25 protein-coding genes are annotated in these 25016 nt (G+C 54.2%); 2 read left to right on the top strand and 23 right to left on the bottom strand.

The window, feature by feature from the left end:
• Window positions 1-22 precede the first annotated feature (22 nt).
• The 22 genes from ACLTX1_RS00540 to ACLTX1_RS00435 all read right to left on the bottom strand — a co-directional run bounded on the left by ACLTX1_RS00540 (window position 23) and on the right by ACLTX1_RS00435 (window position 22128).
• A complete protein-coding gene (locus tag ACLTX1_RS00540) occupies window positions 23-805 on the bottom strand; it encodes a methyltransferase domain-containing protein (RefSeq protein WP_412330329.1) in 783 nt (260 codons plus the stop codon).
• Window positions 805-1110: a YerC/YecD family TrpR-related protein gene (locus ACLTX1_RS00535; protein WP_412330328.1), complete on the bottom strand. Its 306-nt coding sequence runs from the start codon at window positions 1108-1110 to the stop codon at window positions 805-807. The genes ACLTX1_RS00540 and ACLTX1_RS00535 overlap by 1 nt, the downstream gene beginning before the upstream one ends.
• 175 nt (window positions 1111-1285) lie before the next feature.
• Window positions 1286-2584, bottom strand: coding sequence for a diaminopimelate decarboxylase (gene lysA / locus ACLTX1_RS00530; protein ID WP_412330327.1), 1299 nt, complete (start codon window positions 2582-2584; stop codon window positions 1286-1288).
• A gap of 47 nt (window positions 2585-2631) precedes the next feature.
• Window positions 2632-3216 carry a ribosome biogenesis GTP-binding protein YihA/YsxC gene (gene yihA, locus ACLTX1_RS00525; RefSeq protein WP_308448702.1) on the bottom strand — a complete coding sequence of 195 codons (585 nt, stop codon included), beginning with the start codon at window positions 3214-3216 and terminating at the stop codon, window positions 2632-2634.
• A gap of 10 nt (window positions 3217-3226) precedes the next feature.
• Window positions 3227-5632: an endopeptidase La gene (gene lon, locus ACLTX1_RS00520; protein WP_412330326.1), complete on the bottom strand. Its 2406-nt coding sequence runs from the start codon at window positions 5630-5632 to the stop codon at window positions 3227-3229.
• A 72-nt stretch (window positions 5633-5704) separates the two neighbouring features.
• The gene (gene clpX / locus ACLTX1_RS00515) at window positions 5705-7027 is read right to left on the bottom strand and encodes an ATP-dependent Clp protease ATP-binding subunit ClpX (protein WP_176821386.1); all 1323 of its coding nucleotides are present in this window, start codon (window positions 7025-7027) and stop codon (window positions 5705-5707) included.
• A gap of 17 nt (window positions 7028-7044) precedes the next feature.
• Window positions 7045-7632: an ATP-dependent Clp endopeptidase proteolytic subunit ClpP gene (gene clpP / locus ACLTX1_RS00510; RefSeq protein ID WP_176821385.1), complete on the bottom strand. Its 588-nt coding sequence runs from the start codon at window positions 7630-7632 to the stop codon at window positions 7045-7047.
• A gap of 117 nt (window positions 7633-7749) precedes the next feature.
• On the bottom strand, window positions 7750-9126 hold the full coding sequence (gene tig / locus ACLTX1_RS00505; RefSeq protein ID WP_308448705.1) for a trigger factor: 1377 nt from the start codon (window positions 9124-9126) through the stop codon (window positions 7750-7752).
• 157 nt (window positions 9127-9283) lie between these two features.
• Window positions 9284-9991 (bottom strand): metallophosphoesterase, encoded by a 708-nt coding sequence (locus ACLTX1_RS00500; RefSeq protein ID WP_308448706.1) that lies wholly within the window; start codon window positions 9989-9991, stop codon window positions 9284-9286.
• A 1-nt stretch (window position 9992) separates the two neighbouring features.
• On the bottom strand, window positions 9993-11483 hold the full coding sequence (gene thrC, locus ACLTX1_RS00495; RefSeq protein ID WP_308448707.1) for a threonine synthase: 1491 nt from the start codon (window positions 11481-11483) through the stop codon (window positions 9993-9995).
• Window positions 11484-11525: 42 nt separating this feature from the next.
• A complete protein-coding gene (locus tag ACLTX1_RS00490) occupies window positions 11526-12461 on the bottom strand; it encodes a dipeptidase (protein WP_412330325.1) in 936 nt (311 codons plus the stop codon).
• 47 nt (window positions 12462-12508) lie between these two features.
• On the bottom strand, window positions 12509-12862 hold the full coding sequence (locus ACLTX1_RS00485; protein WP_176821380.1) for a YraN family protein: 354 nt from the start codon (window positions 12860-12862) through the stop codon (window positions 12509-12511).
• A gap of 12 nt (window positions 12863-12874) precedes the next feature.
• Window positions 12875-13471: a ribonuclease HII gene (locus ACLTX1_RS00480; protein WP_412330324.1), complete on the bottom strand. Its 597-nt coding sequence runs from the start codon at window positions 13469-13471 to the stop codon at window positions 12875-12877.
• A 19-nt stretch (window positions 13472-13490) separates the two neighbouring features.
• A complete protein-coding gene (gene ylqF / locus ACLTX1_RS00475) occupies window positions 13491-14378 on the bottom strand; it encodes a ribosome biogenesis GTPase YlqF (protein ID WP_308448710.1) in 888 nt (295 codons plus the stop codon).
• 29 nt (window positions 14379-14407) lie between these two features.
• Window positions 14408-14986, bottom strand: coding sequence for a signal peptidase I (gene lepB / locus ACLTX1_RS00470; protein ID WP_176821377.1), 579 nt, complete (start codon window positions 14984-14986; stop codon window positions 14408-14410).
• 97 nt (window positions 14987-15083) lie between these two features.
• Window positions 15084-15428 (bottom strand): 50S ribosomal protein L19, encoded by a 345-nt coding sequence (gene rplS, locus ACLTX1_RS00465; RefSeq protein ID WP_176821397.1) that lies wholly within the window; start codon window positions 15426-15428, stop codon window positions 15084-15086.
• 259 nt (window positions 15429-15687) lie between these two features.
• Window positions 15688-16341 carry a TIGR03936 family radical SAM-associated protein gene (locus tag ACLTX1_RS00460; RefSeq protein ID WP_308448711.1) on the bottom strand — a complete coding sequence of 218 codons (654 nt, stop codon included), beginning with the start codon at window positions 16339-16341 and terminating at the stop codon, window positions 15688-15690.
• Window positions 16325-18172 carry a TIGR03960 family B12-binding radical SAM protein gene (locus tag ACLTX1_RS00455; protein WP_308448712.1) on the bottom strand — a complete coding sequence of 616 codons (1848 nt, stop codon included), beginning with the start codon at window positions 18170-18172 and terminating at the stop codon, window positions 16325-16327. Before ACLTX1_RS00455 ends, ACLTX1_RS00460 begins: the two co-directional genes overlap by 17 nt.
• Window positions 18173-18240: 68 nt before the next feature.
• Complete coding sequence (locus tag ACLTX1_RS00450) at window positions 18241-18828, bottom strand: M50 family metallopeptidase (protein WP_308448713.1); 588 nt, start codon at window positions 18826-18828, stop codon at window positions 18241-18243.
• A complete protein-coding gene (locus tag ACLTX1_RS00445) occupies window positions 18809-19096 on the bottom strand; it encodes a hypothetical protein (protein WP_308448714.1) in 288 nt (95 codons plus the stop codon). Before ACLTX1_RS00445 ends, ACLTX1_RS00450 begins: the two co-directional genes overlap by 20 nt.
• Before the next feature lie 11 nt (window positions 19097-19107).
• Window positions 19108-20583, bottom strand: coding sequence for a stage IV sporulation protein A (gene spoIVA, locus ACLTX1_RS00440; protein ID WP_316687070.1), 1476 nt, complete (start codon window positions 20581-20583; stop codon window positions 19108-19110).
• 21 nt (window positions 20584-20604) lie between these two features.
• Window positions 20605-22128 (bottom strand): DUF3794 domain-containing protein, encoded by a 1524-nt coding sequence (locus ACLTX1_RS00435; RefSeq protein WP_308448715.1) that lies wholly within the window; start codon window positions 22126-22128, stop codon window positions 20605-20607.
• A gap of 170 nt (window positions 22129-22298) precedes the next feature.
• Between ACLTX1_RS00435 and ACLTX1_RS00430 the strand changes: the two genes are divergently transcribed.
• Together ACLTX1_RS00430 and ACLTX1_RS00425 are read left to right on the top strand one after the other, a co-directional pair.
• Window positions 22299-22856 (top strand): TetR/AcrR family transcriptional regulator, encoded by a 558-nt coding sequence (locus ACLTX1_RS00430; RefSeq protein ID WP_308448716.1) that lies wholly within the window; start codon window positions 22299-22301, stop codon window positions 22854-22856.
• Between the two features lie 203 nt (window positions 22857-23059).
• The gene (locus tag ACLTX1_RS00425; RefSeq protein WP_308448717.1) at window positions 23060-24835 is read left to right on the top strand and encodes an oleate hydratase; all 1776 of its coding nucleotides are present in this window, start codon (window positions 23060-23062) and stop codon (window positions 24833-24835) included.
• Window positions 24836-24851: 16 nt separating this feature from the next.
• Here the strand turns inward: ACLTX1_RS00425 and ACLTX1_RS00420 are convergent, their stop codons facing one another.
• A complete protein-coding gene (locus ACLTX1_RS00420; RefSeq protein ID WP_412330323.1) occupies window positions 24852-25007 on the bottom strand; it encodes a hypothetical protein in 156 nt (51 codons plus the stop codon).
• Window positions 25008-25016: the final 9 nt, after the last annotated feature.

Below are 25016 nucleotides of genomic sequence, written 5' to 3'. Positions count from 1 at the left end.
AAATTCTTCCTTTCGGAGCGTTTTACGGAGCAATATCGTCCTTAAAAACGCCGTTTTGTGAGTTTGTGATGTGTGCGGCGAAAATAATGCGCTGCTCATCCGGCTTCGGCGCGTCGAAAGAGAGGTCACCGAAGACCTCCACCCTATCAAAGCCGGACTTTTTCAGCATTTCCGTCAGCTTCTCCACGCTGTATGCGTGCTCAAAGAAATGCTCGCTGCTGCGCGTATAGACCTTGCCCTCTTTCTCAAAGAAATCGAGAGAGATCGCCACACTGTGATCCTGCGGATTATAACGGTTCTGCCATGCGCAGTAAATATCCGCAAGGTCGTAAATATAGGTGTTGTTGCCCAGCACCTTTTCGTGCTTATAGAGCGTGTTTACGTCGAAAATAAACCAGCTGTCGTTATCCATGAAAAACGCCACGCGGTCAAATGCCGCCTGCACCTGCGCTTCGCCGGAGAGGTGGTTGATGCTGTCCAGCGAACAGAACACCGTGTTGACCGTGCCGAACAGGTCGAGCGTCTGCATTTTCTGGCAGAGGAACATCACGTCGGCTTCCATGTCGTAAGCCTTGTCCTTCGCTTCGGACAGCATGGAAATGGAGCCGTCCACGCCGTACACATCCATGCCAAGCTTATAAAGCTCCAGCGTAAGGCTGCCGGTACCGCAGGCGAGATCCAAAACGATGCCGGATTCATGGTGAAGATGCTCGAGCAGCTTCTTTAAATATGCCGCGCGGCCCTTATAATCCACGTTTGCGGTCAACGCATCGTAATAGCGCGCAAAAACGTCGTAGCCGGCCATTAGTCCTCTTTTCCGCCGCCGGTCAACAGGCGCTCAAAAATCAGCGTGTAGCCGTCGCTGCCGTAATTCAAAGAGCGATTGACACGGCTGATGGTCGCAGTGGAAGCGCCGGTCTTATCGACGATGTCGCTGTACACGTGGCGCTCGCTGAGCATTTTGGCAACCGAAATGCGCTGCGACATGGCTTTCAGCTCCGGCACGGTGCAGAGATCTTCAAAAAATTTATAGCATTCCTCGCGGTTTTTCAGCGTGAGGATAGCATCAAAAAGGAAATCAACATTTTCGTCATGCAGTTTGGTGTTCATTGTTTCTGTGTTCCTTTCTTTATGAATTTGTATCCGAAAACGGCGCATTTATGCCATAAAGCACCAAATGCGCCGTCTTTTCGTCAACGAGGTTCTTTACTTTTTTATTTTAACATACAAAAGCACAAAAGTAAACACCGAAAATCAAGAAATTTTTGCACAGCAGTGTGCGAAATCACATGTCGTTGCGCACGAGGTCTTCATAGGTCTCCCCTTTGATGATGACACGGGATTCTCCGCCGCGCACCATGACGACCGGGGGACGCGTGTTGCGGTTGTAATTCGATGCCATAGAGTAGTTGTACGCGCCGGTGGAGAGCACCGCCAGAATATCGCCGACCTCGGGCTTTTGAATGAGCGTGTTCTCCTGAATGAGGTCGCCGCTTTCGCAGCACTTGCCGGCAATGGTCGCCGTAAAGTCTGCGGGCTCGTTCACCTTATTTGCGATGAGGCAAGTGTAATCCGACTGATAGAGCGCGTAACGCGGGTTTTCATACATGCCGCCGTCAATAGCCACATATGTACGCACATTCGGGATGGTCTTGATATCGCCGACGGTGTACAGCGTGAGGCCGGCCTCGCACACGATGGAGCGTCCCGGCTCAATGTAAATATACGGTACCTGAATACCGTACTCCTTGCAGGCAGCATGCACGGCTTCGGAAACGTCGCTCATGTAATCTTCATACGGCACGGCTGCATCGGCTTCCTTGTACTTTACGCCGAAGCCGCCGCCGAGGTTGAGGTGTGTCAGCGTTTTGCCGAGCTCTGTATGGATCTTGTTATAGAACTTCAGCATGACCTGCGCCGCCAGCACGAACGGGGCTTTGTCGAAAATCTGCGAGCCGATGTGGCAGTGCAGACCGATGAGTTCTACATTTTCGCACGCGACGGCTTCCTTTACGGCTTCAAACGCCTCGCCGTTTTCAAGCGCAAAGCCGAACTTGGAATCGATCTGACCCGTGCGGATAAACTCATGCGTGTGGGCGTCAATGCCGGGCTTGATGCGCATGGAAATGGACGTAACGACGCCTTTTTCCGCAGAGAGCTTTTCAATGCGGTGCAGCTCGTTTAAGTTATCAACGACAATGTCGCCTACGCCGCTTTCAAGCGCATAGCAGAGTTCCTGCATTGTTTTATTGTTGCCATGGAAATGAATGTGTTTTGCATCCACACCCGCTGCAAGGGCGGTATACAGCTCGCCGCCGGAGACGACGTCGAGGTCTAAGCCTTCTTCGGTCACGATACGGCAAATCTCTTTGCAGCAGAACGCCTTACTGGCATACAGCGCGGTGCCGTTTCCATTATAGTGGCGCTCAAACGAAGACTTATAGCGGCGGCAAACGCTGCGGATCTCATCTTCGCTCATCACATACAGCGCGGTGCCATACTTTTCGGCAAGCTCCACGGTGTCGCAGCCGCTGATCGTCAGGTGGCCTTTTTCATTGACATTGTAACAATCGGATACAAACATATTTTTCATTCCCTTCAAAAAGTGGTGGATCTATACTTCGCAGCTGCTCAGTTACCCAAAACGGCAGCTTCGATGTGCTGTTTCAGCGTCTCCAAACCGAAGCCGGTCTGGGAGGAATACGGGATGAACGGGATTTCATGCTCACGGAACAGGTCCTCAAAATACGCGTTCTGCGTGTTGAACTGCGTTTTGTTCAGCTTATCGCTTTTCGTACAGACGACGAGGAACGGCAGGTCACGCTCGATAAGGAAGTTAATCATATCGAAATCGTCCGCAGTCGGCTCATGGCGCATATCGAGAATTTGGATGACGAGCGCCACGTTGCGCTCTGCATCAAAATATCCCTGCATCAGCTTTGCCCAGCGCTGCTTTTCGTTTTGTGAAACCTTGGCGTAGCCGTAGCCCGGCAAGTCTACAAAGCGGCACTCCGGCAGACGGAAAAAGTTGATGGTCGCCGTTTTGCCGGGCGTGGCGCTGACGCGTGCAAGCGCCTTGCGGTTGACGAGCTTATTGATGAGCGAGGATTTGCCCACATTGGATTTACCGGAAAAAACGATCTCCGGCAAGTCCGACTTTTTGAGCTGATCCGCACGGCCGGCGGCAGCTTCAAATTCTACTGACTGAAAATTCACGGTGTTCCCCTTACTGTCTGAGTGTCTGTACGCCGTGCGCGGGCTCCGGGCAAGGCGTATTTGGCTTGGTTTCTCTGTTTAAAAGCCCGGGCATGGCGATGGGCAGCACCTCATCGATACGGCGCACCGGCACAAACCGCACGTTATCCTTGACGACCTGATCGACTTCGGCGAGATCCGCGATGTTCCCGTGCGGGATGATGACGGTCTTCATGCCGTTTTTATACGCCGCCATGGATTTTTCGCGCAGGCCGCCGATGGGCAGCACGCGCCCCTGCAGCGTGATCTCACCCGTCATGGCGATGTCGTGCGCGATGGGCTCTTCGCACAGCGCGGACGTGACGGCGGTTGCCATGGCGATACCGGCAGACGGACCGTCCTTCGGTACGGCGCCCTCCGGCGCGTGGATGTGGATATCCTTTTTCGCATAGAAATCCGGGCTGATGCCGAGCGTTTCCGCGCGGGTGCGAATGCAGGTGATCGCCGTTGTGGCGGATTCCTTCATCACATCGCCGAGCGAGCCGGTGAGCTGAATTTTGCCCGTGCCGTTCATCACGGCAACTTCGATGGGCAGCAGCTCGCCGCCGACGCTTGTCCACGCAAGACCGTTCACAAGGCCGATCTCATCGCGGCGCTCTTCTTTATCTTTCGCAAACTTTGCCGGGCCGAGCAGGTCTTCAAGGTCGGCGGGCTTCACGGAATAAGACTTGAAATCTTCCTCCGTGACGATGCGGCGCGCGACTTTGCGGCAAATGGTGCCGATGGTGCGCTCCAATGTGCGCACGCCGGCTTCGCGGGTGTAGTCTTCGATGATTGCGTGCAGTGCCTTCGGTGTGAAGTGCAGCTGCGCCGCCTTGATGCCGTGCTTTTTCAGCTGCTTGGGCACCAAATATTTCGAGGCGATGTGGAACTTTTCCTCCGCCGTGTAGCTGCCGAGCGTAATGACGTCCATGCGGTCGTACAGCGGGCCCGGAATGGCGGAAGCGTCGTTTGCCGTGGTGACAAACAGCACGTGGCTGAGGTCGAACGGCAGGTCGATGTAATGGTCCTGAAACGCGCTGTTCTGTTCGGGATCGAGCACCTCAAGCAGCGACGCGGACGGATCGCCCTTGAAGCTCTGACCGAGCTTATCGATCTCATCGAGCAGGATGAGGGGGTTATTCGTGCCCGCCTGCTTCACAGCCGCCATGATGCGGCCCGGCATGGAGCCGACGTAGGTACGGCGATGGCCCATGATGTCCGCTTCGTCGCGCACGCCGCCGAGGGAAACACGCACGTACTTGCGGCCGGTCGCCTCGGCGATAGAGCGCGCAATGGACGTTTTGCCAACGCCCGGCGGGCCAACAAGGCAAATGATCTGCCCCGTCGCCTGGTCAGAGAGCTTACGCACGGCGAGCGTCTCCAAAAATCTTGCTTTAACCTTTTCCATGCCGTAATGGTCGCGGTTGAGAATTTTCTCCGCGCGGTCTAGGTCCAAGCGCTCTTTGGAGCTCGTGTTCCACGGCAGCTCAAGGCACGTTTCGAGGTACACGCGCATGACGGAGCCCTCATGCGAGCCGTATGGCATTTTGGCGAGGCGATCGCACTCTTTTAAGAGCTTTTCGCGCGCGACCTGCGGCAGGTTTAATTTTTCTATTCTCTGGCGGAATTCGTCGGATTCCTCCTGCGGGTTATCCTCTTCGCCAAGCTCGTTTGCAATGGCGCGCATCTGCTCGCGCAGCATGTAAACGCGCTGATTTTCATCCATTTGCTCCTGCGCCTTTTGCGAAATCTCACGTTCGAGCGATAAGACTTTGATTTCATCACTCAAAATATCATTGAGTTTTGCAATACGCTTTTCCGGGTGGAGCTCGTCGAGAATGCACTGCTTCTGCTCGAAATCGAGCGAAATGTTCGCTGCGATAAAGTCGGCCAAATCACCGCAGTCCTTCTGCTGCATAACGCCGAGCAGAATATCCGGCGGCACCTGACGGAACCAGCGGATGTACTCTTCAAATCTCTCCTGTGCAATGCGGCTGAGCGCTTCCGTTCTTGCGGTGTGGCGTGCGGCAATCGGCTTGCACACGCACACGCTGCCCGTGAGGTACGGCTCATTTTGCACAACGGACATAATCTCCGCGCGCTCAATGCCTTCCACATGCAGCTTGATGCCGTTATCTGCGGTGTGTACCACCTGCTTGATGCGGGCGATGACACCGATTTTATAGAGGTCTTCCGCCATGGGCTCGCTTTCCGAAAGGTCAGTCTGCGTAACGATGAACAGCTCGCGGCTATCCGTATCCAGCGCCGCTTTGGCGGCCAGAACGGACTTTTTTCTGCCGATATCAAACTGCACGATCATGCCGGGGAACACGACGAGTCCGCGTACGGCGAGTACCGGCAGAACTCTCTCTTCCTCAAGTATGGTTTCTTTCATAAAATTATCAAATCCTTATAAATCAGACAAGGCTGCGCAGCAGGGATCGCTGCACAGCCTGTATGATGATCACTATGATGCCGAATCCTTGCGAGCGCGCCGTTTGGGTTGTGTCATTTTGATCTTTACCGGGACGCGGTCGGGATTGTGCACGATTTCAGGCGCAGCGCCGTTCTCTACCGAATCCTTGGTAACGGTGATCTTTTCGATCGTATAATCGCTCGGGACCTCAAACATCAGGTTCTTCAGCGTATCTTCCATAATGGAACGCAGGCCACGGGCGCCGGTCTTGCGGGCAATGGTCTTTTCCGCAATGGCGTCAAGCGCTTCGGGTGTGAACTCCAAATCGACCTTATCAAGGTCAAAGAGCTTCTTATACTGGCTGACAAGGCAGTTTTTCGGCTCTGTGAGGATGCGCACAAGTGCGGCTTTGTCGAGGTCGCTCAGCGCGGTGATGACCGGCAGACGACCGACAAGCTCCGGGATGAGGCCGAACTTGACGAGGTCGTGCGGGGTAACTTCTTTCATCCACTCCGTGTTATCAAGCTCGTCTTTGCTCTTGATGACCGAGTTAAAGCCCAGCGTCTGCGCTTCGGTGCGGCGCTGAATGACGCTTTTAAGGCCGTCGAACGCACCGCCGCAGATGAAGAGGATGTTCGAGGTATCGATGTTGATGACCTCCTGCTGCGGGTGCTTTCTGCCGCCCTTTGGCGGGACGCCGGCAATGGTGCCCTCCAGAATTTTGAGCAGTGCCTGCTGCACGCCCTCGCCGCTGACGTCACGCGTGATGGACGGGTTTTCGGACTTTCTGGAGATCTTATCGATCTCATCGACATAGATGATGCCGTGCTCGGCACGCTCAATGTCGTAATCTGCTGCCTGAATGAGACGCAGCAGGATGTTTTCGACGTCTTCGCCGACATAGCCGGCTTCCGTCAGAGTCGTTGCGTCCGCAATGGCGAACGGAACGTCCAAAAGCTTTGCAAGCGTCTGCGCAAGATAAGTCTTGCCGACGCCGGTGGGACCAAGCAGCAGCACGTTGCTCTTTGCAATCTCCACGCCGCCGTCTTCACCGCTGAAGAAAATGCGCTTATAGTGGTTATAGACCGCCACCGCGAGCGTCATTTTGGCTTCGTCCTGCCCGATGACGTATTCATCGAGCTGCTTTTTGATCTCCTGCGGCTTCGGCAGCACCATTTCGGCGCGCGGCTCGTTTTTCGGCTGCGGGCGGCCGCGGTGGAGAGAATCTTCATCCGCGATGATGTCCATGCAGAGCTCTACGCATTCGTCACAGATATACACGCCGTTGCCGGAGATCAGGCGCTTTGCCTGCGACTGCGGCTTCCCGCAGAAGGAGCAGCGCACTTCGTTATCATTTCCGAAATTATTCGGCATGAAAACACGCCCTTTCGTTATTTCGATTTCGTTGCGATGACCTTATCAATAAGGCCGTACTCCATGGCCTGCTGTGCGGTCATGAAGTTATCGCGCTCCGTATCCTTGCAGATGACTTCGTACGGCTGACCCGTACGCTCTGCGAGGATGGTGTTGAGGCTCTTCTTCGTCTGAAGAATACGCTCTGCCTGAATCTGGATATCCGTAGCCTGACCCTGCGCACCGCCGGACGGCTGATGGATCATAATCTCGGCGTTCGGCAGCGCATAGCGCTTGCCCTTTGCGCCGGCAGCCAGCAGGAACGCACCCATGGAAGCTGCCATGCCCATGCAGATGGTGGAAACATCGCACTTAATGTACTGCATGGTATCATAAATCGCCATGCCGGCCGTGATGACACCGCCGGGACTGTTGATATACAGGCTGATGTCCTTATCGGGGTCCTGACCCTCGAGATACAGAAGCTGTGCTACGACAAGGCTTGCCGTGGTGTTGTTCACCTCGTCGTTCAGCATGATGATTCTATCGTTGAGAAGGCGGGAGAAAATATCGTAGGAACGCTCTCCTCTGCTCGTCTGCTCCACAACATAAGGTACCAAACTCATCGTACAAACTCCTTTCGCGCTTCTTTTGCTTCGCCCGCTGTCCGATGCAGGGACAGCGGGCGAAAGAAGCGATATATGATATGCTGTTACTATAATACTAACCGTAAAGGCGGTAAATTATTCCTCGGTCTTAGCTTCAGCTGTTTCCTCGGTTTTTTCTTCCGCTGCCTTCTTGGTGCTCTTTCTTCTGGTGGTCTTCTTTGCCGGCTTTTCTGCCTTTACAGAAGCGTTTTCCTTAACAAAGTCGATCGCCTTCTGGTTTTTAAGGTCTGCTCTGATCTGCGTCTCTGCAACGAGGTTCTTGATCTGCGCGACTTCCATATTGTACTGCTTTGCGAGTTTCTCGTACTCTTCCTCAACAGCCTCATCGGAAACTTCGAGGTTCTCAAGCTCAGCAATCTTCTCAAGTGCGAGTCTCAGCTTAAGCTGCTTCTCGGACTGCGGTCTGAACTGCTCCTTGATGGCATTGACGTCCATGCCGGTGTACTTGAGATAGGTCTCGAGGTTCAGTCCCTGAGACTGGAGGCGGTATGCGAAGTTGTTGATGCTCTCCTCAACTTCCTGCTCGTACATCTCTTCCGGAATCTCGCCCTGTACCTTCTCGATGAGTGCATCAAAGATCTGGTTCTCAACGTTCATCTCTTCCTGCTTCTCGCGGTCGCTCTGCAGCTTCTCGCGGAGGCTGTTCTTGTACTCGTCGAGCGTATCGAACTCGCTTACGTCCTTTGCGAACTCATCGTCGAGGGTCGGAAGCTCCTTGCGCTTGATCTGGTGCAGCTTGATCTTGAAGGTCGCGTCCTTGCCCTTGAGCTCTTCTGCCTGATAGTCCTCCGGGAACTTCACGCTGATCTCGAACTCGTCGCCGACTTCATGGCCGACGACCTGATCTTCAAAGCCCGGGATAAACTGACCGGAGCCGAGGGAAAGCTCGAAGCCTTCCGCTTTGCCGCCCTCGAAAGCCTTGCCGTCGCAGAAGCCCTCGAAATCGATGACTGCGGTGTCGCCCGTAAGCGCACCTCTGTTATCGACGTCGACCATTCTGGAGTTTCTGTCCTGAACCTTTACGAGCTCTGCGCTGACGTCCTCATCCGTAACTTCGACATTCTTCTTCGTAGCCTCGATGCCCTTGTAGCCTTCAATGGTAATCACCGGCTTCACAACAACGGTGAGCTTCAGCTCGATGCCGTTTTCGCGGGAAACGGAGGTAACGTCCGCATTGGAAACCGCGATGACTTCCAAACCGGAAGCTTCGATAGCGTCCTGCATAGCCGGGCGATAGAGCTTGTCCACAGCAGCTTCAAAGAACACGTTTTCGCCGTACATCTTCTCGATGACGGATCTCGGAGCATGACCCTTGCGGAAGCCCGGAACAGACATCTTCTTGCCCTCGGTCTTTGCGACCTCGGAGAGTGCTTTGTTGAAATCTTCAGCGGAGATTTCGACCTCCAGCTCATACTTGTTGGTTTCGGTTTTGTTGGTTGCCTTTAAGTTCATTTCCTTCTATCCTCTCAAAAATAAATTACAATTTTATTTGGAACACGCGGGCGGATATACCCGTAATGCGCGATACCTTTTGACATTATAGCACACCTGTGCCGAATATTCCAGACAAACCTTTGAATTTTTTGATATTTTATAATTTGTTAAAAATTCAGCCGATTTCTGCGTCTTTTCGCACCAATTTCGGGGTGAAACGGATATAATCACACGAGACAAGGTGCATTTTTATGCCCCCATATTCACCAAGCGGCGCTTTTTTTGCGGCGTGATCGCCGTGAATGTGCCCGTAGTAGCACTCCTTTACGCCGTATGTCTGCATCGTATCCAGCAATTCCCGGCACTGTGCGGTATCGTACGCCGGCGGGTAATGCAGGAACACGACGGGTGTGCCGCCGAGGGCTTTTGCGGCGTTTAAGGACGCGATGAGACGCCCGTTTTCGCGCGCGACGATTTTTTTATCCTCTGCCGTTTCGGCGTTATAGAGCCAGCCGCGCGTGCCGCAGACCGTAATGTCCCCCACACGCTCGGCGGAATTGAACACGAGCCGCATCGTTTTGAAGCCCTTTTGCGCAAAGAATGTCTCGATCTTGTTGCGCGTGGACCACCAGTAATCGTGGTTGCCTTTTAACAACAGCTTTTTGCCCGGCAGACTTTCGATGAACGCGAAATCCTTTCCGGTCTCTTCCAGCCGCATGCCCCAGGAAATATCCCCGGCGATGACGACGGTATCCTCTTCGGTAACGAGGGCGCGCCAGTTTTTCTCCAGCCGCTCCACATAGTTTTCCCAGCCACGGAACACATCCATCGGCTTATCTGTACCAAGGGAAAGGTGCAGATCGGCGATCGCGTACAGCGCCATTTTACACTCTGACCGTTTCGCGCACAAAATCTGCCATATCGGCAGCGGCGCAGGTGTTTTCAAAGCGGACGGGCTTCGTCCTTAACGCTGTGATTGGCGCAGGGATCTTTGTGTTTGAAAGCTTCGCGAGCAGCTCGGCCTCCGCAAACGGATCTGCGGGCTTTTCGCAATCGAACGCGTCGAGCACGCTGTCCGGGAATTTATACGGGCTTGCAGTGGAAGCGATGACGGCGGGCGTGTTGTCGCCGGTCTCTTTCAAATACTGCTCGTAAACGCCGACCGCGACCGCCGTGTGCGTATCGCACAGGTAGCCGTCTTTTTCAAACGTATTGCGGATGACTTCAACGGTTTCCTTATCGTCACAGCAGCCGCCGTAGAACAGCGCGCGTACGGCATCGGCCGTTGCGGCGTCTACGGTGTATGCGCCGCCGCTTTGCAGGGCGTTCATCCAGCCCGTAAGCTTTTCGGTGTCTTCGCCGCACAAGTGGTAGAGCAGTCTTTCCAGATTGCTGGAGACCAGAATATCCATGGACGGCGAAATGGTGGTATAAAACGCGCGCTTTTTGTCGTACGTACCGGTGCGGATAAAATCCGTCAGCACGTTGTTGCTGTTCGACGCGCAGATAAACTTGTGTACCGGCAGACCCATGCGCTTTGCATAGTAGGAAGCGAGGATGTTGCCGAAGTTGCCCGTGGGCACGACGACGTTGATTGCATCGCCCATCTTAATTTTCTTCGCATTCACAAGGTCGAGGTACGCGGAGAAATAGTAGACGATCTGCGGCAGCAAGCGGCCCCAATTGATAGAGTTCGCACTGGAGAACATCTTGTTGTGCTGCGCAAACTCGGCCTTGAGCGCGGGATCGGTGAAAATTTTCTTCACGCCGGTCTGTGCGTCGTCAAAGTTGCCGTGGATGGCGCACACGCAGACGTTTTCGCCCTCCTGCGTGTTCATCTGGCGCTTCTGCATGGGGCTGACGCCGTTTTCGGGGTAGAACACGATCATCTCCGTGCCCGCGACGTCCTTAAAGCCCTCGAGCGCCGCCTTGCCGGTATCGCCGGATGTTGCGACCAGTATGACCGCCGTTTTTCCATCCGCCGTCTTTTTAAGCGAGCGGGTCAAAAGGTGCGGCAGAATTTGCAGCGCCATGTCTTTAAACGCGCAGGTTGGGCCGTGCCACAGCTCTAAAATATGTTTATTTTCGCCGTGTTTATCGAGAGACACGACCGGTGCGGGGGTATTATCGTCAAACTTACCGTCGCCGTAAGCGCTTCCGGCGCACGCTTTAATCTCCTCCGGGGTGAAATCCGTCAGAAAGCGCGAGAGCACGTACTCGGCACGGCCGATATAGTCGAGCCCGAGCATGTCGTTTAAGTCCGCTTTCGGGAAGCTCTGCGGAACAAAAAGGCCGCCCTCCTCGGAGATACCCTGTGCGATGGCCTGCGCCGCCGTCACCTGAAGCGCGGCGTTTCGTGTGCTGTTGTAATTCATGGCATCCGCCTCCTAAATCAAGTCAGTCGTATTATACTGTATTCAGGCGTTCCTGTCAAAGCGTTTGAAGAAAGACGCCGCATTTTCAAAGAAAATTTTATCCACAAGCGCTTCCGGCAGATTATGACGCAGGAAAACGTTTGCAATGTCCTCTACGGATTCGAGACCCGTAATGCCATGCGGCATGTCGGATCCGTCGAAGTCACTGCCCATGGCGACGACGTCCGCGCCGCCGAGAGACAGGAAGTGCTCTGCGTGCGCGAACAGGTCCTCAATGTCCGCCTTTGCCGGGTCATCGTTCAAGAATGCTTTGAAATAGTTGAGACCCACAAGGCCGCCGCGGTTGCAGATGATGCGGAACTGGTCGTCTGTGAGGTTTCTCGGGTGCTTGCAGAGCACCTTGGAGTTCGAGTGCGTCGCGATGAACGGGCGCTCGGTGTTTTCGGCCACGTCGTAAAAGAGTGCTTCGGAAGCGTGAGAAACGTCAATAACGATGCCCTCTTTTTCCATTTCCTTCACGGCGAGTTTGCCGAACGGTGTAAGGCCGAATTTATCGCCGGACATGACGCCACTGCCGATCTCATTGCTGCCGTTCCATGTGAGCGTCATAACACGCACGCCGTTTTCGCGCAGGTGGTGAATGTTCTTGAGATCGCCGGCAACGGCAGAGCCGCCCTCTACGGTCAAAATAAACGCCGTACCCTGCTTGTCGCCGAGCTTTTCGAGGTCTTCCCCGGTTTCGAGCACGGTGAACGCGCCCGTCTCGGCCATTTTGCGGAAATAGGCCGCGTGGCGATCAAAATACTGCAAAGCCGCAGCGCCGCGCACCGAATCGGGCAGCCACACGGCGGCGCACTGCACATACGGCGCAAAGCGGTCACCCTTCTTTACGCTGACGTGCAGGTCATTATCGATCAAAGATTTGTTTTGGTCAAGGCACGCTACAAGCGTGTCACAGTGCAGGTCAAAATAGCGCATGAAAAGCACCCTTTCGTCATTTTTCGCTTTTGAAAGCGAATTTGATTTTAATAAAAAGCGTTTTCGAGATATTCAATCTTGACTAACGCTCCGTTTTCGGTAAACACGGCAGCGGCGTCAAAGCGCGGCTGCAAATTCGTTTCGTGGTTGATGAGATAATACTGTGCCGTTTTGATAACCTTCGCGCGCTTAGAGGGCGTAATGGCTTCAAACGGGTGGCTGAGGCCGTCTGCGCTGCGGGTCTTCACCTCCACAAACGCAAGGTAACGGTCATTCTGCGCGATGACATCGATCTCGCCGAAGCGGCACTTGAAGTTGCGCTCCACGATCTCGTAGCCTTTTTCTTCCAGATATTCCGCCGTCAGCTGCTCGCCGAGGCGGCCGGAACCGGTGTTTGGCATGCGCGCACCTCCTCAGCCCAGAATTTTCTTTAAAAACGTCTTGCGGTGGATGGGGCACGGGCCGAATTCATGCAGTGCTTCCACATGCACTTTGGTGCCGTAGCCCTTGTGCTTCTCGAAATGATATCCGGGGTATTGCTTTGCGTATTCCAGCATCACGCGGTCTCGGCTGACTTTCGCCAAGATTGATGCTGCCGCGATGCTGGGACTTTTTGCATCACCCTTGACGATGGTCTCGCCCGGCACGGGCATGGGCGGCATACGGTTGCCGTCGATGAGCACATAATCGCACGCTTTCTGCATATTGTCATACGCACGGCGCATGGCGAGATATGTCGCCTGTAAAATGTTAATCTCATCGATCTCTTTTTCGTCCGCAAAGCCGATACCGTAAGCAACGGCATTTTCTTTAATGACGTCAAAGAGCGCCTCACGCTTTTTTTCGCTCAGCTTTTTGGAATCATTGAGGCCGTCGATGACAAGCCCCTCCGGCAGCCACACGGCAGCTGCGTAAACGGGGCCGGCAAGCGGACCGCGGCCGGCTTCATCGATACCGCAGACGGCGGTATAGCCTTTTAAATAGGCTTCCTGTTCGAAGGAATAATCCATGGAATTTTCCTTTCCGATATTACTTTAACGGGCGGCCGACGGGCTCTAATGTAATGCGCCCGAGCTTGCCGCCGCGGTATTCGTCCAACACGTTCACGGCTGCGCGCTCGGTATCGATTTCGCCGCCGGAAATGAGCATACCGCGCTTTCTGCCGATGCGCTCCAGAATTTCGTGGCCCTTAAGTTCTTCTTCGGGACGAATATCCGTTTTATAACGCGTGTTGACGGCTTCGGGATATAAGTCCTGCAAAAGCTCCAACAGGCGGTAAGAAAGTCCCTCAATGTCGAGAATTTCGTCGCGCACGGCACCGGTGAACGCTAAATGTTCGCCGACGACCGGATCTTCAAACTTCGGCCACAGCACGCCCGGGGTATCGAGCAGCTCGAGACCCTTGCCAATCGCGAACCACTGGTTGCGGCGCGTCACGCCCGGTTTATCCTGCACGGCAGCTTTGCCTGCGTTGCCGCCCTTACAAAGGCGGTTGATGAGCGACGATTTGCCGACATTCGGCACACCGACGACCATGATGCGGATGGGTCTGCCCACCATGCCCTTGCGTTCCCACGCAGCAATTTGCTCACGCAGGATGTTTTTGATCTCCGGCAGCAAGCGGTTTAGGCCCTTGCCGGTCTTGCAGTCGATCGGGATGGCGACAGTTTTATGCTGTTTAAAATAATCCATCCACTCCGCCGTGCGGGCGGGATCTGCCATATCGAATTTATTCAGCAGCACGATTTTGGGCTTATTGCCGATGATGCTTTTCAGCACCGGGTTGCGGCTGCTGACGGGGATGCGGGCATCGATAAGCTCCGCGACAATATCCACAAGCTTTAGACTGCTTTGGATGGCGCGGCGCGTTTTCGCCATGTGACCCGGAAACCACTGTACCGATTGTACTTCACTCATACTGTATCCTCTCTGGGTATCTTGTTTTCTTAGTTGTTCTCATTCGTTTTCACAAAACCGAAGCGATCGAACGGGTAAAGCGTGAACACGGCTTCTCCCATGATATGGCGCGTGTCGATCATGCCGATCTCCGCATAACGGCTGTCCCTTGATACGGTGCGGTTATCGCCCAAAACGAACACGCAGCCCTTCGGCACGGTCTGCGGGAACACGAGCGCTTCATACCCGTCATACGGATGGAACGTGATGCCGTTTTCAATGCCGAACTGCGTTTCGTTCAGCGCTTCGCCATCGATATACACGGTGCCGGTGTCGTAATCGATATTGACCGTCTGCCCCTCCGTTGCGATGACGCGCTTGATGATGGGTTCCTCCAAAACGTTCGTGACAACGACCACGGTGCCCTGCTCGATGTCGTGCCCGAGGTTCGTGACAACGACCTTTTCGCCCTCTACAAAATTCGGCAGCATCGACTTGCCCGTGACGGTAACAACACGGAACAGGAACGTGAACACAAGGATGACGGCCACAAGCGCAAAGACAATCTCCTCCAGCCACTCATACATGGAGCGGACGCCTTTAGACGCGGTTTTGATGTTTTTTTCCATGCAGCTTTCACCAATTTCTGTTTTTACAGTGTATTATTTCTATATAAAGTAAAAAAGGGACAAAGCATTGCCCCTTTTACTCCGTTTGCTATTCGATTTAGCGAACCTGGCTCTTGACCTTAGCAGCCTTACCGACGCGGTCACGCAGATAGTAGAGCTTTGCACGGCGAACACGGCCCTTACGGACAACGACAATGTTCTTTACGTTCGGGGAATGCAGCGGGAATACACGCTCCACGCCTACGCCGTAGGAAACACGGCGAACCGTGAAGGTCTCGCCTACACCGGAACCCTTGCGGGCAATAACTGTGCCTTCGAACTGCTGAATTCTTTCACGCTCACCCTCGCGGATGTTTACGTCGATACGGATGGTATCGCCAACGTTGAACTCAGGTGCCTGCTCCTTAACGGAATCGGCAGCAATAAGCTTTAATGCGTCCATTTGATCTTCCTCCTGATAATTTTTCAGACATTCATGCGGTACGCGCCGCAGAGGACTGTCCGCTTCAATGACGCGGTTTGCACCGTGCATTGATCCCCATTGGCAGCGTTTGAGGGCCAACGGATTTCAAATGCTTAAATAGTTTATCACAACATGCGGAAAAAAGCAAGTGTTTTTTAACGGAAACCCGCACAAAGATCGCGAAAAAATGCAGATAAACTGCGCATTACGCGAAAAACAGACGTGATTTTCCGCCGTTTTACTTAAATTCGCGGAACGCGCTGTCGAAAAGCCGTGTGCGCTCCACGCGGACAAGCAACTCGCGGTTCAGTACGCGCTCTGCGGCGTCCACAAAGAGCGTCGGGTTAATACCGCCCTGGTTGCCCGCGGGCAGGCGCACCGTCATTTCAAGGCAGTTTGGTTTTTCTTCAAACGCCATGTTTTCAAAGTACGGCTTGATATCGACGATCTTTTCGCCCTTTTTGGAGTGCTTCTTTACTGTAAGCTCCGGCTCGGCAAGCACGCGCTGCATCTCGCTTTTTTCAAACGCCGGGTCTTCGCACTCCAGACGCAGGATGTACTCGGCGTTTGCGACATCGTTGCCCTTCATTTCGGGTTCCGTCACCGCCCACACGCGGATATCATGCGGCAGGCCGGCGTTCAATTTTTCGATGAGCTCCGGATACGGCATGTCCTCGATGAGGCGAATGTCCATCGATTCGTGACGGCCTTCAAAGCCGAGCGAGAGCGGGGCCGCGAACGTCAAGAACACGTGCGGGTTAAAGCCCTCCGTGTACCACAGCGGCAGCTTTGCTTTGTGGAACGCGCGGGACATGCAGCGGTTTAAATCAAGGTGCGAAATGTACCGTGCCGTGCCGGTTTTGGAAAACCAGACTCTAACATCTTTTCTCAACGCAAAGACCTCCTTTAAAGCAGGCTGCACCGCAGGCAGAGCATTTTTCGCGGCAGTTCGGCGTCGTCTCAGACGCATAGGCGCGCTTACATTCCTCGATAAGAAATTCCTTTTTAATGCCGTAATCGAGGTGATCCCACGGGAAGACCTCATCAAAGCTGCGCTGGCGGTTTGCGTAAAACGCAGGGTCTATGCCGAGATCTTTAAAGACCTGCATCCACGCGTCAAAATCGAAGCAGTCCGCCCAGCCGTCAAAGCGCATGCCGCGCTTATGGGCCTCCAGAATAACGGCGTTCAGTTTGCGGTCACCGCGCGCGAACACGGCTTCGAGAAAACTTGTCTCCGCGCCGTGGTAGTTGACTGTAAGCTTACGGGAGAATGTGGACTCACGCAGGAGCTTCTGCTTTCTCTCGAGCATTTCGATGGTATCCTGCCCGAACCACTGGAACGGTGTGAACGGCTTCGGCACGAATGCCGCGGCGCTGACCGTAACGGCGACCTTTCTTCCCTTCTGACGGTTTTCCGTCTCGTAGTACCAATCGACAACCTTCTGACCGAGGCCCGGAATGCCCACGACGTCTTCATCGGTCTCGGTCGGCAGGCCGATCATGAAATAGAGCTTCACCTTCGACCAACCGTTGTTGAACGCGATCTGCACGGTGCGCTTGAGTTCTTCTTCCGTGACGTTTTTGTTGATGACGTCACGCATGCGCTGCGTGCCGGCTTCCGGCGCGAACGTCAGACCGCTTTTGCGCACGGACGCAATTTTATCGATGAGCTCCGTGGAGAAGTTATCGACGCGCAGGGACGGCAGAGAAACGCTGACGCGCTCGTCCTCCGACCACGTGTGCAGCGTGTCGAGCAGCTCGAAAAGTCGGCTGTAATCGCTGGTGCTGAGCGAGGAAAGGGAGATTTCATCGTAGCCGGTCGTTTCACACAACCGCTTTGCCTGCCGGTTGATGGTCTCCACACTCTTTTCGCGGAACGGGCGATAGAGGAAGCCTGCCTGACAGAAGCGGCAGCCGCGAATGCACCCGCGCAGCACTTCAACGACGGCGCGGTCGTGCACGATGTCGAGAAACGGCACAACGAAATTTTCCGGGAAATACATGTTGTCCACATCGTTGCAAACGCGCTTGCGGATGGTCTTCGGCACGCCGGCGTGCGGGATATAGGCTTTCACGGTGCCGTCTTCGTTGTATTCCACATCGTAAAGCGACGGCACGTACACGCCTTCAATCTGCGCCGCTTCCATTAAGAATTCCTGCTTCGTTTTGCCCTCTTTGCGGCACTTACGGAACAGCTCGATGACCTCCAAATCCACCTCTTCGCCATCACCGAGGAACAGAATGTCAAAGAAATCTGCGATGGGCTCCGGGTTGCAGGCGCACGGGCCGCCGCCGACCACGATGTTTTTGAGTTCCGTGCGGTCGCGGCTCAAAAGCGGCACGCCGGAAAGCTTTAACATATTGAGGATGTTTGTGAAGCTCAGCTCATATTGCAGCGTAAAGCCGATGAAATCGAACGCGCTGACGGGGTCGCCGCTCTCTAAGCCGTAGAGCGGAATGTCGTTTTCGATCATCGCCTGCTCCATGTCGATCCACGGCGCAAACACGCGCTCGCACCAAATGTAATCGACGTTATTGAAGATCGAATACAGAATCTTGATGCCGAGGTGTGACATGCCGATCTCATACGTATCAGGAAAGCAGAACGCAAAGCGTACGTCCACGTCCCCTTTATTTTTAATGACCGAATTCAGCTCGCCGCCGACGTAACGTCCCGGCTTCTGCACCTTCGGCAGGATCTTGTCCAGTTTTTTATTCAGCATAAAATTACCTTTCGTTTTGACCTTTGCATAACTTATCTATTTTATTATAACCGAACAGCGGGGGAATTTCAACACATGTTCCCCCGCTGTTTCAGAATTAAGTAAAATAAGATGTAAACCGCCAAAAACAAAAGCGTAAAGTTGTAGCCCGTAGAAATCAAAACCGAAAACCCGAGCGTGCCGAGGGTAAGCGCCAGAAGGACGGACGACACGGTTATTGTGCGCTCGGCCGTTTTTTCACTAAATGTGCCGCGCAGCAGACAGTAAAGCGCGGTGCCGCCGTCCAACGGTACGGCGGGCAGCACGTGGAACGCGAACAGCGTGAGCTGCACGGCAGGATAGGCGCGCGGCAGCGGCAAAAGCAGCAGGAAGCTAAGTAGATTTGCAAACGGCCCCGCAAGCGACACGACGGCGCGACGAAAATCGCCGACGCTTGCCGTCTCCCCTGCCATGTGAATGCCGAGTGCGCCGAACGTGACCGATTTGATCTGCATACCGCACAGCTTTGCTGCCAGAATGTGCCCTGTCTCATGCACCGCCACCGCCAAAAGCGCGGGCAGCACATGCACACCGCCGTCTAATGTGAGCAGCACGGCCAGCACCGCAAAAAAGCCGAAGCGCAGCGTGAGTACCGTATTATGAATACGGAACGTCATCCTGCAAAATCAGAACAGAGCGGTTCAGCTCCGCGTCGTATATGGCACGCAGCTCGCCGTATAGCTCCGGCAGAAAGCCGCGCAGGAAAAACGCCGCAAGCAAAATGAGCACGCATACAAGCGTTTGGAACACGGTAAGGCGAAAGCCGCCACTTATGGCTTTCTTTGCGGCGGCTCTGTCCTTCGGCACTTGCGCTTCTGTTTCGGCAGGTATCGGCTCGGACGGCTTTTCCTCGTCGTTTGGTGTGGGCGTTTCGTAAAACTGCATGGTTTCCTCCGCTATAAAATGATGCAGATAAGCCCGTTGCAGCCATCGTTGATGATGCGCTCAATGGTCTCCCGCACCTTGCCGCGCGCATCCTCCGGCATTCGGGCGAGCTTATTGTGCATGCCCTCGTTCACAAGCTCATGCAGCGATTTGCCGAAAATGTTGGAGCCCCAGATCTGCGACGGATTTTCCTCAAATTCTTTCAGCAAGTACAGCACAAGATCTTCGGACTGCTGCTCCGAGCCGACGATGGGCGTAACCTCCGTGCGGATGCATGTGCGCATCATATGGATGGACGGTGCGGCCGCTTTCAGGCGAATGCCGAACTTGCCGTTCTGCTTGATGATTTCCGGCTCCTCGAGCGTCAGCTCCTCCATATCGGGCATGACGATGCCGTAACCCGTCTGCATCACGTCGTCGTAGGCGCTTTGCAGCTTTGCGAATTTCTTTTTAATCTCGTTCATCTCGATGAGCTTTGTGAGCAGGGCGGTTTCGTCTGCGACCTCCATGCCGGTCTTTTCGCCGAGAATTTTGAAAAACAGCGACGGCATGGGGGTAAGCTCCAGCACGCACGCGCCGCTGCCGAGATCCATGCGCGCGCAGCGGACGGTTTTGAGGTCCTCGCATGCGGCGAGACTACCCGAGACCTGCTGCACCTCGCAGACCCTATGGATATCGCATGCGCCTTTCAGGGTATCGAAAATCTCTTTTTTGAGCCAGTGGTCATCGTCAAGGTCGATGATCCAGCCGGGAATGTCGAGTCGAATTTCCCGCACGGGGAACTGATATAAAAGCTTCCCCAAAATGCCCTGAATGTCCTGCTCCGTGATGTCCATGCAGTTCACGGGCAGAACCGGCACGTTATAACGCTCGGAAAGCTCGTTTGCAAGCGCACGGGCTTCGTTCGTATTCGGGTAAACGCAGTTTAAAAGCACAATGTACGGACGGTTCGTAGACTTTAATTCTGCAATGACACGCGCTTCCGCTTCCTCGTATTCCTCGCGCGGTATGTCGCTGATGCTTCCGTCCGTCGTGATGACGAGCCCGATGGTCGAATGCTCCGTGATCACCTTCTGCGTACCGATCTCCGCCGCCATATTGAACGGGATGGGGTCCTCAAACCACGGTGTGCGCACCATGCGCGGCTGCTCCTCTTCTATGTATCCGAGGGCGCTCGGCACAATGAAGCCCACGCAGTCGATGAGCCGCACCTTAAACTCCGCCGTATCGTCCATTTTTACGGTGACGGCCTGTTCGGGGATAAACTTCGGCTCGGTCGTCATGATGGTTCGGCCCGAGGCGGACTGCGGCAGCTCGTCGACGGCACGGTCGCGCGCGGCCTCATCTTCGATGTTCGGGATGACCGTCGTGTCCATAAATTTCTTGATGAAGGTCGATTTGCCCGTGCGCACTGGGCCGACGACGCCGATGTAAATTTCGCCGTTCGTGCGCGACTGCATATCTTTATATACGCTGAATGCTTCCATAGCCATATCCTTTCCGCTGTCTTATTTTCGGCAGATGATCACGGGGCGGTCTTCGCTCAAAACGTCTTCCATACAGTCGTTATGCGTGCGGATGGCGCTGACGCGGGCGTGGTAGCGTTTTGCGATGTCCCAGACCTTTTCGCCGCTTGAAGCGTAATACACCGCCGCGCAGCAGGGCTCCGGCTCGGTGGTCTCATCGAGCTCCGCGCTTTCGAGTGACCGCGCGGCGTATACCACGCGCACCTGTTCTTCCATGCGCAGCTCTGCGGTGCACTCCACCGTGCTGCTGTCCGTAATGACATACTGCACAGATGTAATCTCGCCGCGCACACTGCGGCGTCCGACGATTTCTGCGGTATGGACATCGGTGAAATCGAGCATACGCTCCGTGTAGGCAATCTGCTTCTCTTTCGTGCGGTATAAAAGGCACACGGTGAATTTGCCGCGCACAGCGGCGTTTTCTTTTTCGGTAAACGCCGTCAGCGTGAGGCCCTCACACCAAATGTCGAGCACCTGCTCGAGGTCGTTTTCGGGAACGAGTACGTTCTCCTTCACGCGCACGCTGCGCGGCGGCAGCACCTCACAGCGCTCCAGTGAGAGATTCTTGTATTTCGCCGCCCACGCGCCCTTTATGGAATACGCGTCGCACACGGTGCGCACGGTACACGACTTTGTAAACTGCACGCAGAATGTGGGCTTTAGGTAAAGATTCAGCACGGTATATTCGCCCACGCTGTCCTCACGCGGCTGCACGGTGCATTCGCCGCCAAGCACGGAGATTTGTATGGTACAGTCCTCCCCCGCGCCGGCGCACTCCACTGTCTGCGTAAACGGCAATATGCACGAAAAGCGCTCCGGCATGGCGGTATCGGAAAACGTGCGGTATAAGATTTCCACACACGCCTTTCCCGTGACGACCGCGCCGCCCGCCTGTGGCTGCACCGTATCGATCTGATACCGCACACTGCAGCGCAAAACGGTCTCAATAGGCGACTTGCCGTTTGGCAGCTCTGCATTCTGCTCCAAAATAAACGCGTGCATCACGCAGCCCACGGCGCGGGTAACATCGTATTCTTCGCACTTTGTTTCCACACGGTCATCCGAAATGCAGTCTGCAATTTCAAGCTGCCGCACGGCGTAAGCACGCACGGAAAGTCCCAAAGTGATGTGCAGATCGACCCTGCGGGCGTTCATGGCGCGGCAGGTCATGTGCTGCACGAACGGCTCCGCTTCCGCCGTTACGTTTTCCGCCTGTGCACGCAGCCGCACCGAACAGGTGAACTCCTTTTTCGTATCGAACCCGCGCACGCAGCCGCCTTTTGCATCAAGATATAAAACATGCATGGAAGCGCAGCCGTCGATCGTAAGGCTGTCCCCTGCCGCCGAAACGGACGTGACCTCCGGCGTGACGATACATTTTAAAATCTTCTGGATATCCGCACAGTAATCCGGCAGGGTGTATTCCGTATCTACGGGGCACTCCTGCACGCCGTCAAAAATCTGTTCAAAGCCCTCATAGCGCTCTGTGTTTGTTTCCATCCGCATAAGCTCTGTAACCTTCCTTTCGCTGCCCTTTGTTTCGCTACATTGTATGAGCGGAAAGCGGACAATATGACCGCCCCTTTAAACGGAAAGTTCACAGTCTGTTCCTTGAAATTAAGGACCTTTCGTGGTATATTCGTGTAGAAGAAAGAAAAAACTGCCGGAGGTTTACTATGTCTCAGGTCACAAAGCGTGCGCTTGTCGCTTCGCTTAAAAATCAGTTGCTTAAAAAGCCGCTCGATAAAGTCACCATCAGCGATATTACAGATGACTGCGGCATCAGCCGCATGACGTTTTACTATCACTTTAAGGATATTTACGACCTCATTGAATGGGCATTTGAGGAAGAAGCCAGTCGCATTTTGGAGGGCAAAAAGGACTACGATACTTGGCAGCAAGGCTACCTGCGCATTTTTGAAGATTTGAACGCAAACAAGCCGTTTATCATGAATGTTTACCGTTCCATCAGCCGTGAAAAGGTGGAAAACTACCTGTACCGCATCACCTATGATCTTCTTATACACGTGATAAACGAAAAAGCCAAAGGCATGAACGTGCGCGACGAAGACAAGAAATTCCTTGCAAATTTCTATAAATATGCCTTTGTGGGGCTTGTGTTGGACTGGATCAAGCACGACATGAAGGATGACCCAAATATAATCGTCGCCGACCTTTCCGTTGCAATACACGGCAGTGTTTCTGCCGCGCTGGAACGGTACAGAAACGCTTAAATTTGGAATCATACGGGCAGTGCTGTTTGAGAATATGGCGCTGCCCTTTTTTATCAAAACGCCGTTCGTGATAAAAATTTATACGCATTTGCCGCCGTGTTTAAAAACTGAACACGGCGGCTTTTCTGTATATTGTTCTATACAAAAAGACATGATAAGATGTAGGCACAAAAACAAAAGAAACACTTTAGGAGGTTTTTTATATGTATTATGCAAGCGGCAACTATGAAGCATTTGCAAGACCGAAGAAGCCGGAGGGCGTAGACCAAAAATCGGCGTATATCGTCGGCAGCGGTCTGGCAGCCCTTACAGCAGCGTGCTACCTGGTGCGCGACGGCCAGATGAAAGGCGAGCATGTGCACATCCTCGAAAAAGAGCAGCTCGCGGGCGGCGCATGCGACGGCTGGAAATTTGAAAACGTCGGCTATGTGATGCGCGGCGGCCGTGAAATGGACAACCACTTTGAAGTCATGTGGGACCTGTTCCGTTCCATTCCGTCCATTGAGACCGAGGGCGTTTCCGTTTTGGACGAATATTACTGGCTTAACAAAGAAGACCCGAACTACTCCCTGTGCCGCGCGACCGTGAACCGCGGCGAGGACGCCTACACGGACGGTAAGTTTGATATTTCCGATAAGGGCGCTATGGAGATCATGAAGCTGTTCTTCACGCCGAACGAAGATTTACAGAACAAGCGCATTACGGACGTATTCGACGACGAGGTGCTGAACTCCAACTTCTGGCTCTACTGGCGCACGATGTTCGCCTTTGAAAACTGGCACTCCGCACTCGAGATGAAGCTGTACATCCAGCGCTTTATCCACCACATCGGCGGTCTGCCGGATTTCAAGGCACTGCGCTTTACAAAGTACAACCAGTATGAATCCATGATTCTGCCGATGGTGAAGTACCTTGAAAGCTACGGCGTGCAGTTTCACTTCGGCGTGAAGGTCACAAACGTCGAGTTTGACTGTAACGAACAGCGCAAGCTTGCAACGCGCATCGACACGCTGCGCGACGGCAAGGAAGAGCACATCGACCTCACCGAAAACGACCTTGTGTTCATCACGAACGGCGGCTGCGTGGAGAATTCCTCTATCGGTGACCAGAACACGCCGGCTAAGTTCAATACCGAAATCCGCGAGAGCGGCGGCTGGGATATGTGGCGCAAAATTGCCGCGCAGGACCCCTCTTTCGGTCACCCGGATAAGTTCTGCAGCGATCCTGAGCAGACGAACTGGATGAGCGCCACCGTTGAGACGCTCGACGACCGCATCATTCCGTATATCAAGAACATCTGCAAGCGCGACCCGTTCACCGGCAAGGTCGTCACCGGCGGCATTGTTTCCGTAAAGGACTCCTCCTGGCTTTTAAGCTGGACCATCAACCGCCAGCCGCAGTTCAAAGCACAGCCGAAGGGTCACTGCCTTGTGTGGGTCTATGGCCTGTTCTCCGACAAGCCCGGCGATTACGTCAAAAAGCCGATGCGCGAGTGCACCGGCAAGGAGATCTGCATGGAATGGCTGTATCACATCGGTGTACCGGAGGATCAGATTGAAGATCTTGCGGAGACGAGCGCCAACACCGTGCCGTGCATGATGCCGTATATCACCGCATTCTTCATGCCTCGCGCATACGGTGACCGCCCGGACGTTGTGCCTGCGGGCGCTGTGAACTTCGCGTTCCTCGGTCAGTTCGCCGAAACGAAGCGCGACACCATTTTCACGACGGAATACTCCATGCGTACCGGCATGGAGGCTGTATACACGCTGCTGAACGTAGACCGTGGCGTGCCGGAGGTCTGGGGCAGCGTATACGATTTACGCGCACTACTTGATGCCACCGTTAAACTCCGCGACGGCAAGAAAGTGACCGATATGGACCTCGGCCTCATCGAGCGCCTTGTTCTGAAAGAAGCGCTGAAGAAAATTGAGCATACGGACATTGAAAAGCTGCTCAAGGAATATAACGTGATCTAAGCTTTCCTAAATTCAATCATAACGTAATACGCAAAAGGCTCACTGTTCCCCGCAGTGAGCCTTTTTGGTATGTGCAGTTTTGTGTTATGTCTTGCGGCAGCTTTCTGATGCCGAACATATGCCGCAGCATGAAGCCGATGAACCCTTTGCCGTTGACGATGACGACCTTCATAAAATACCG

It is taken from the genome of Hominenteromicrobium sp. (assembly GCF_046974225.1).
Lineage (GTDB): Bacteria > Bacillota > Clostridia > Oscillospirales > Acutalibacteraceae > Hominenteromicrobium > Hominenteromicrobium mulieris.
Note: the sequence above shows the minus strand (reverse complement) of the source record. Positions and strands in the feature narration are given on the sequence as shown.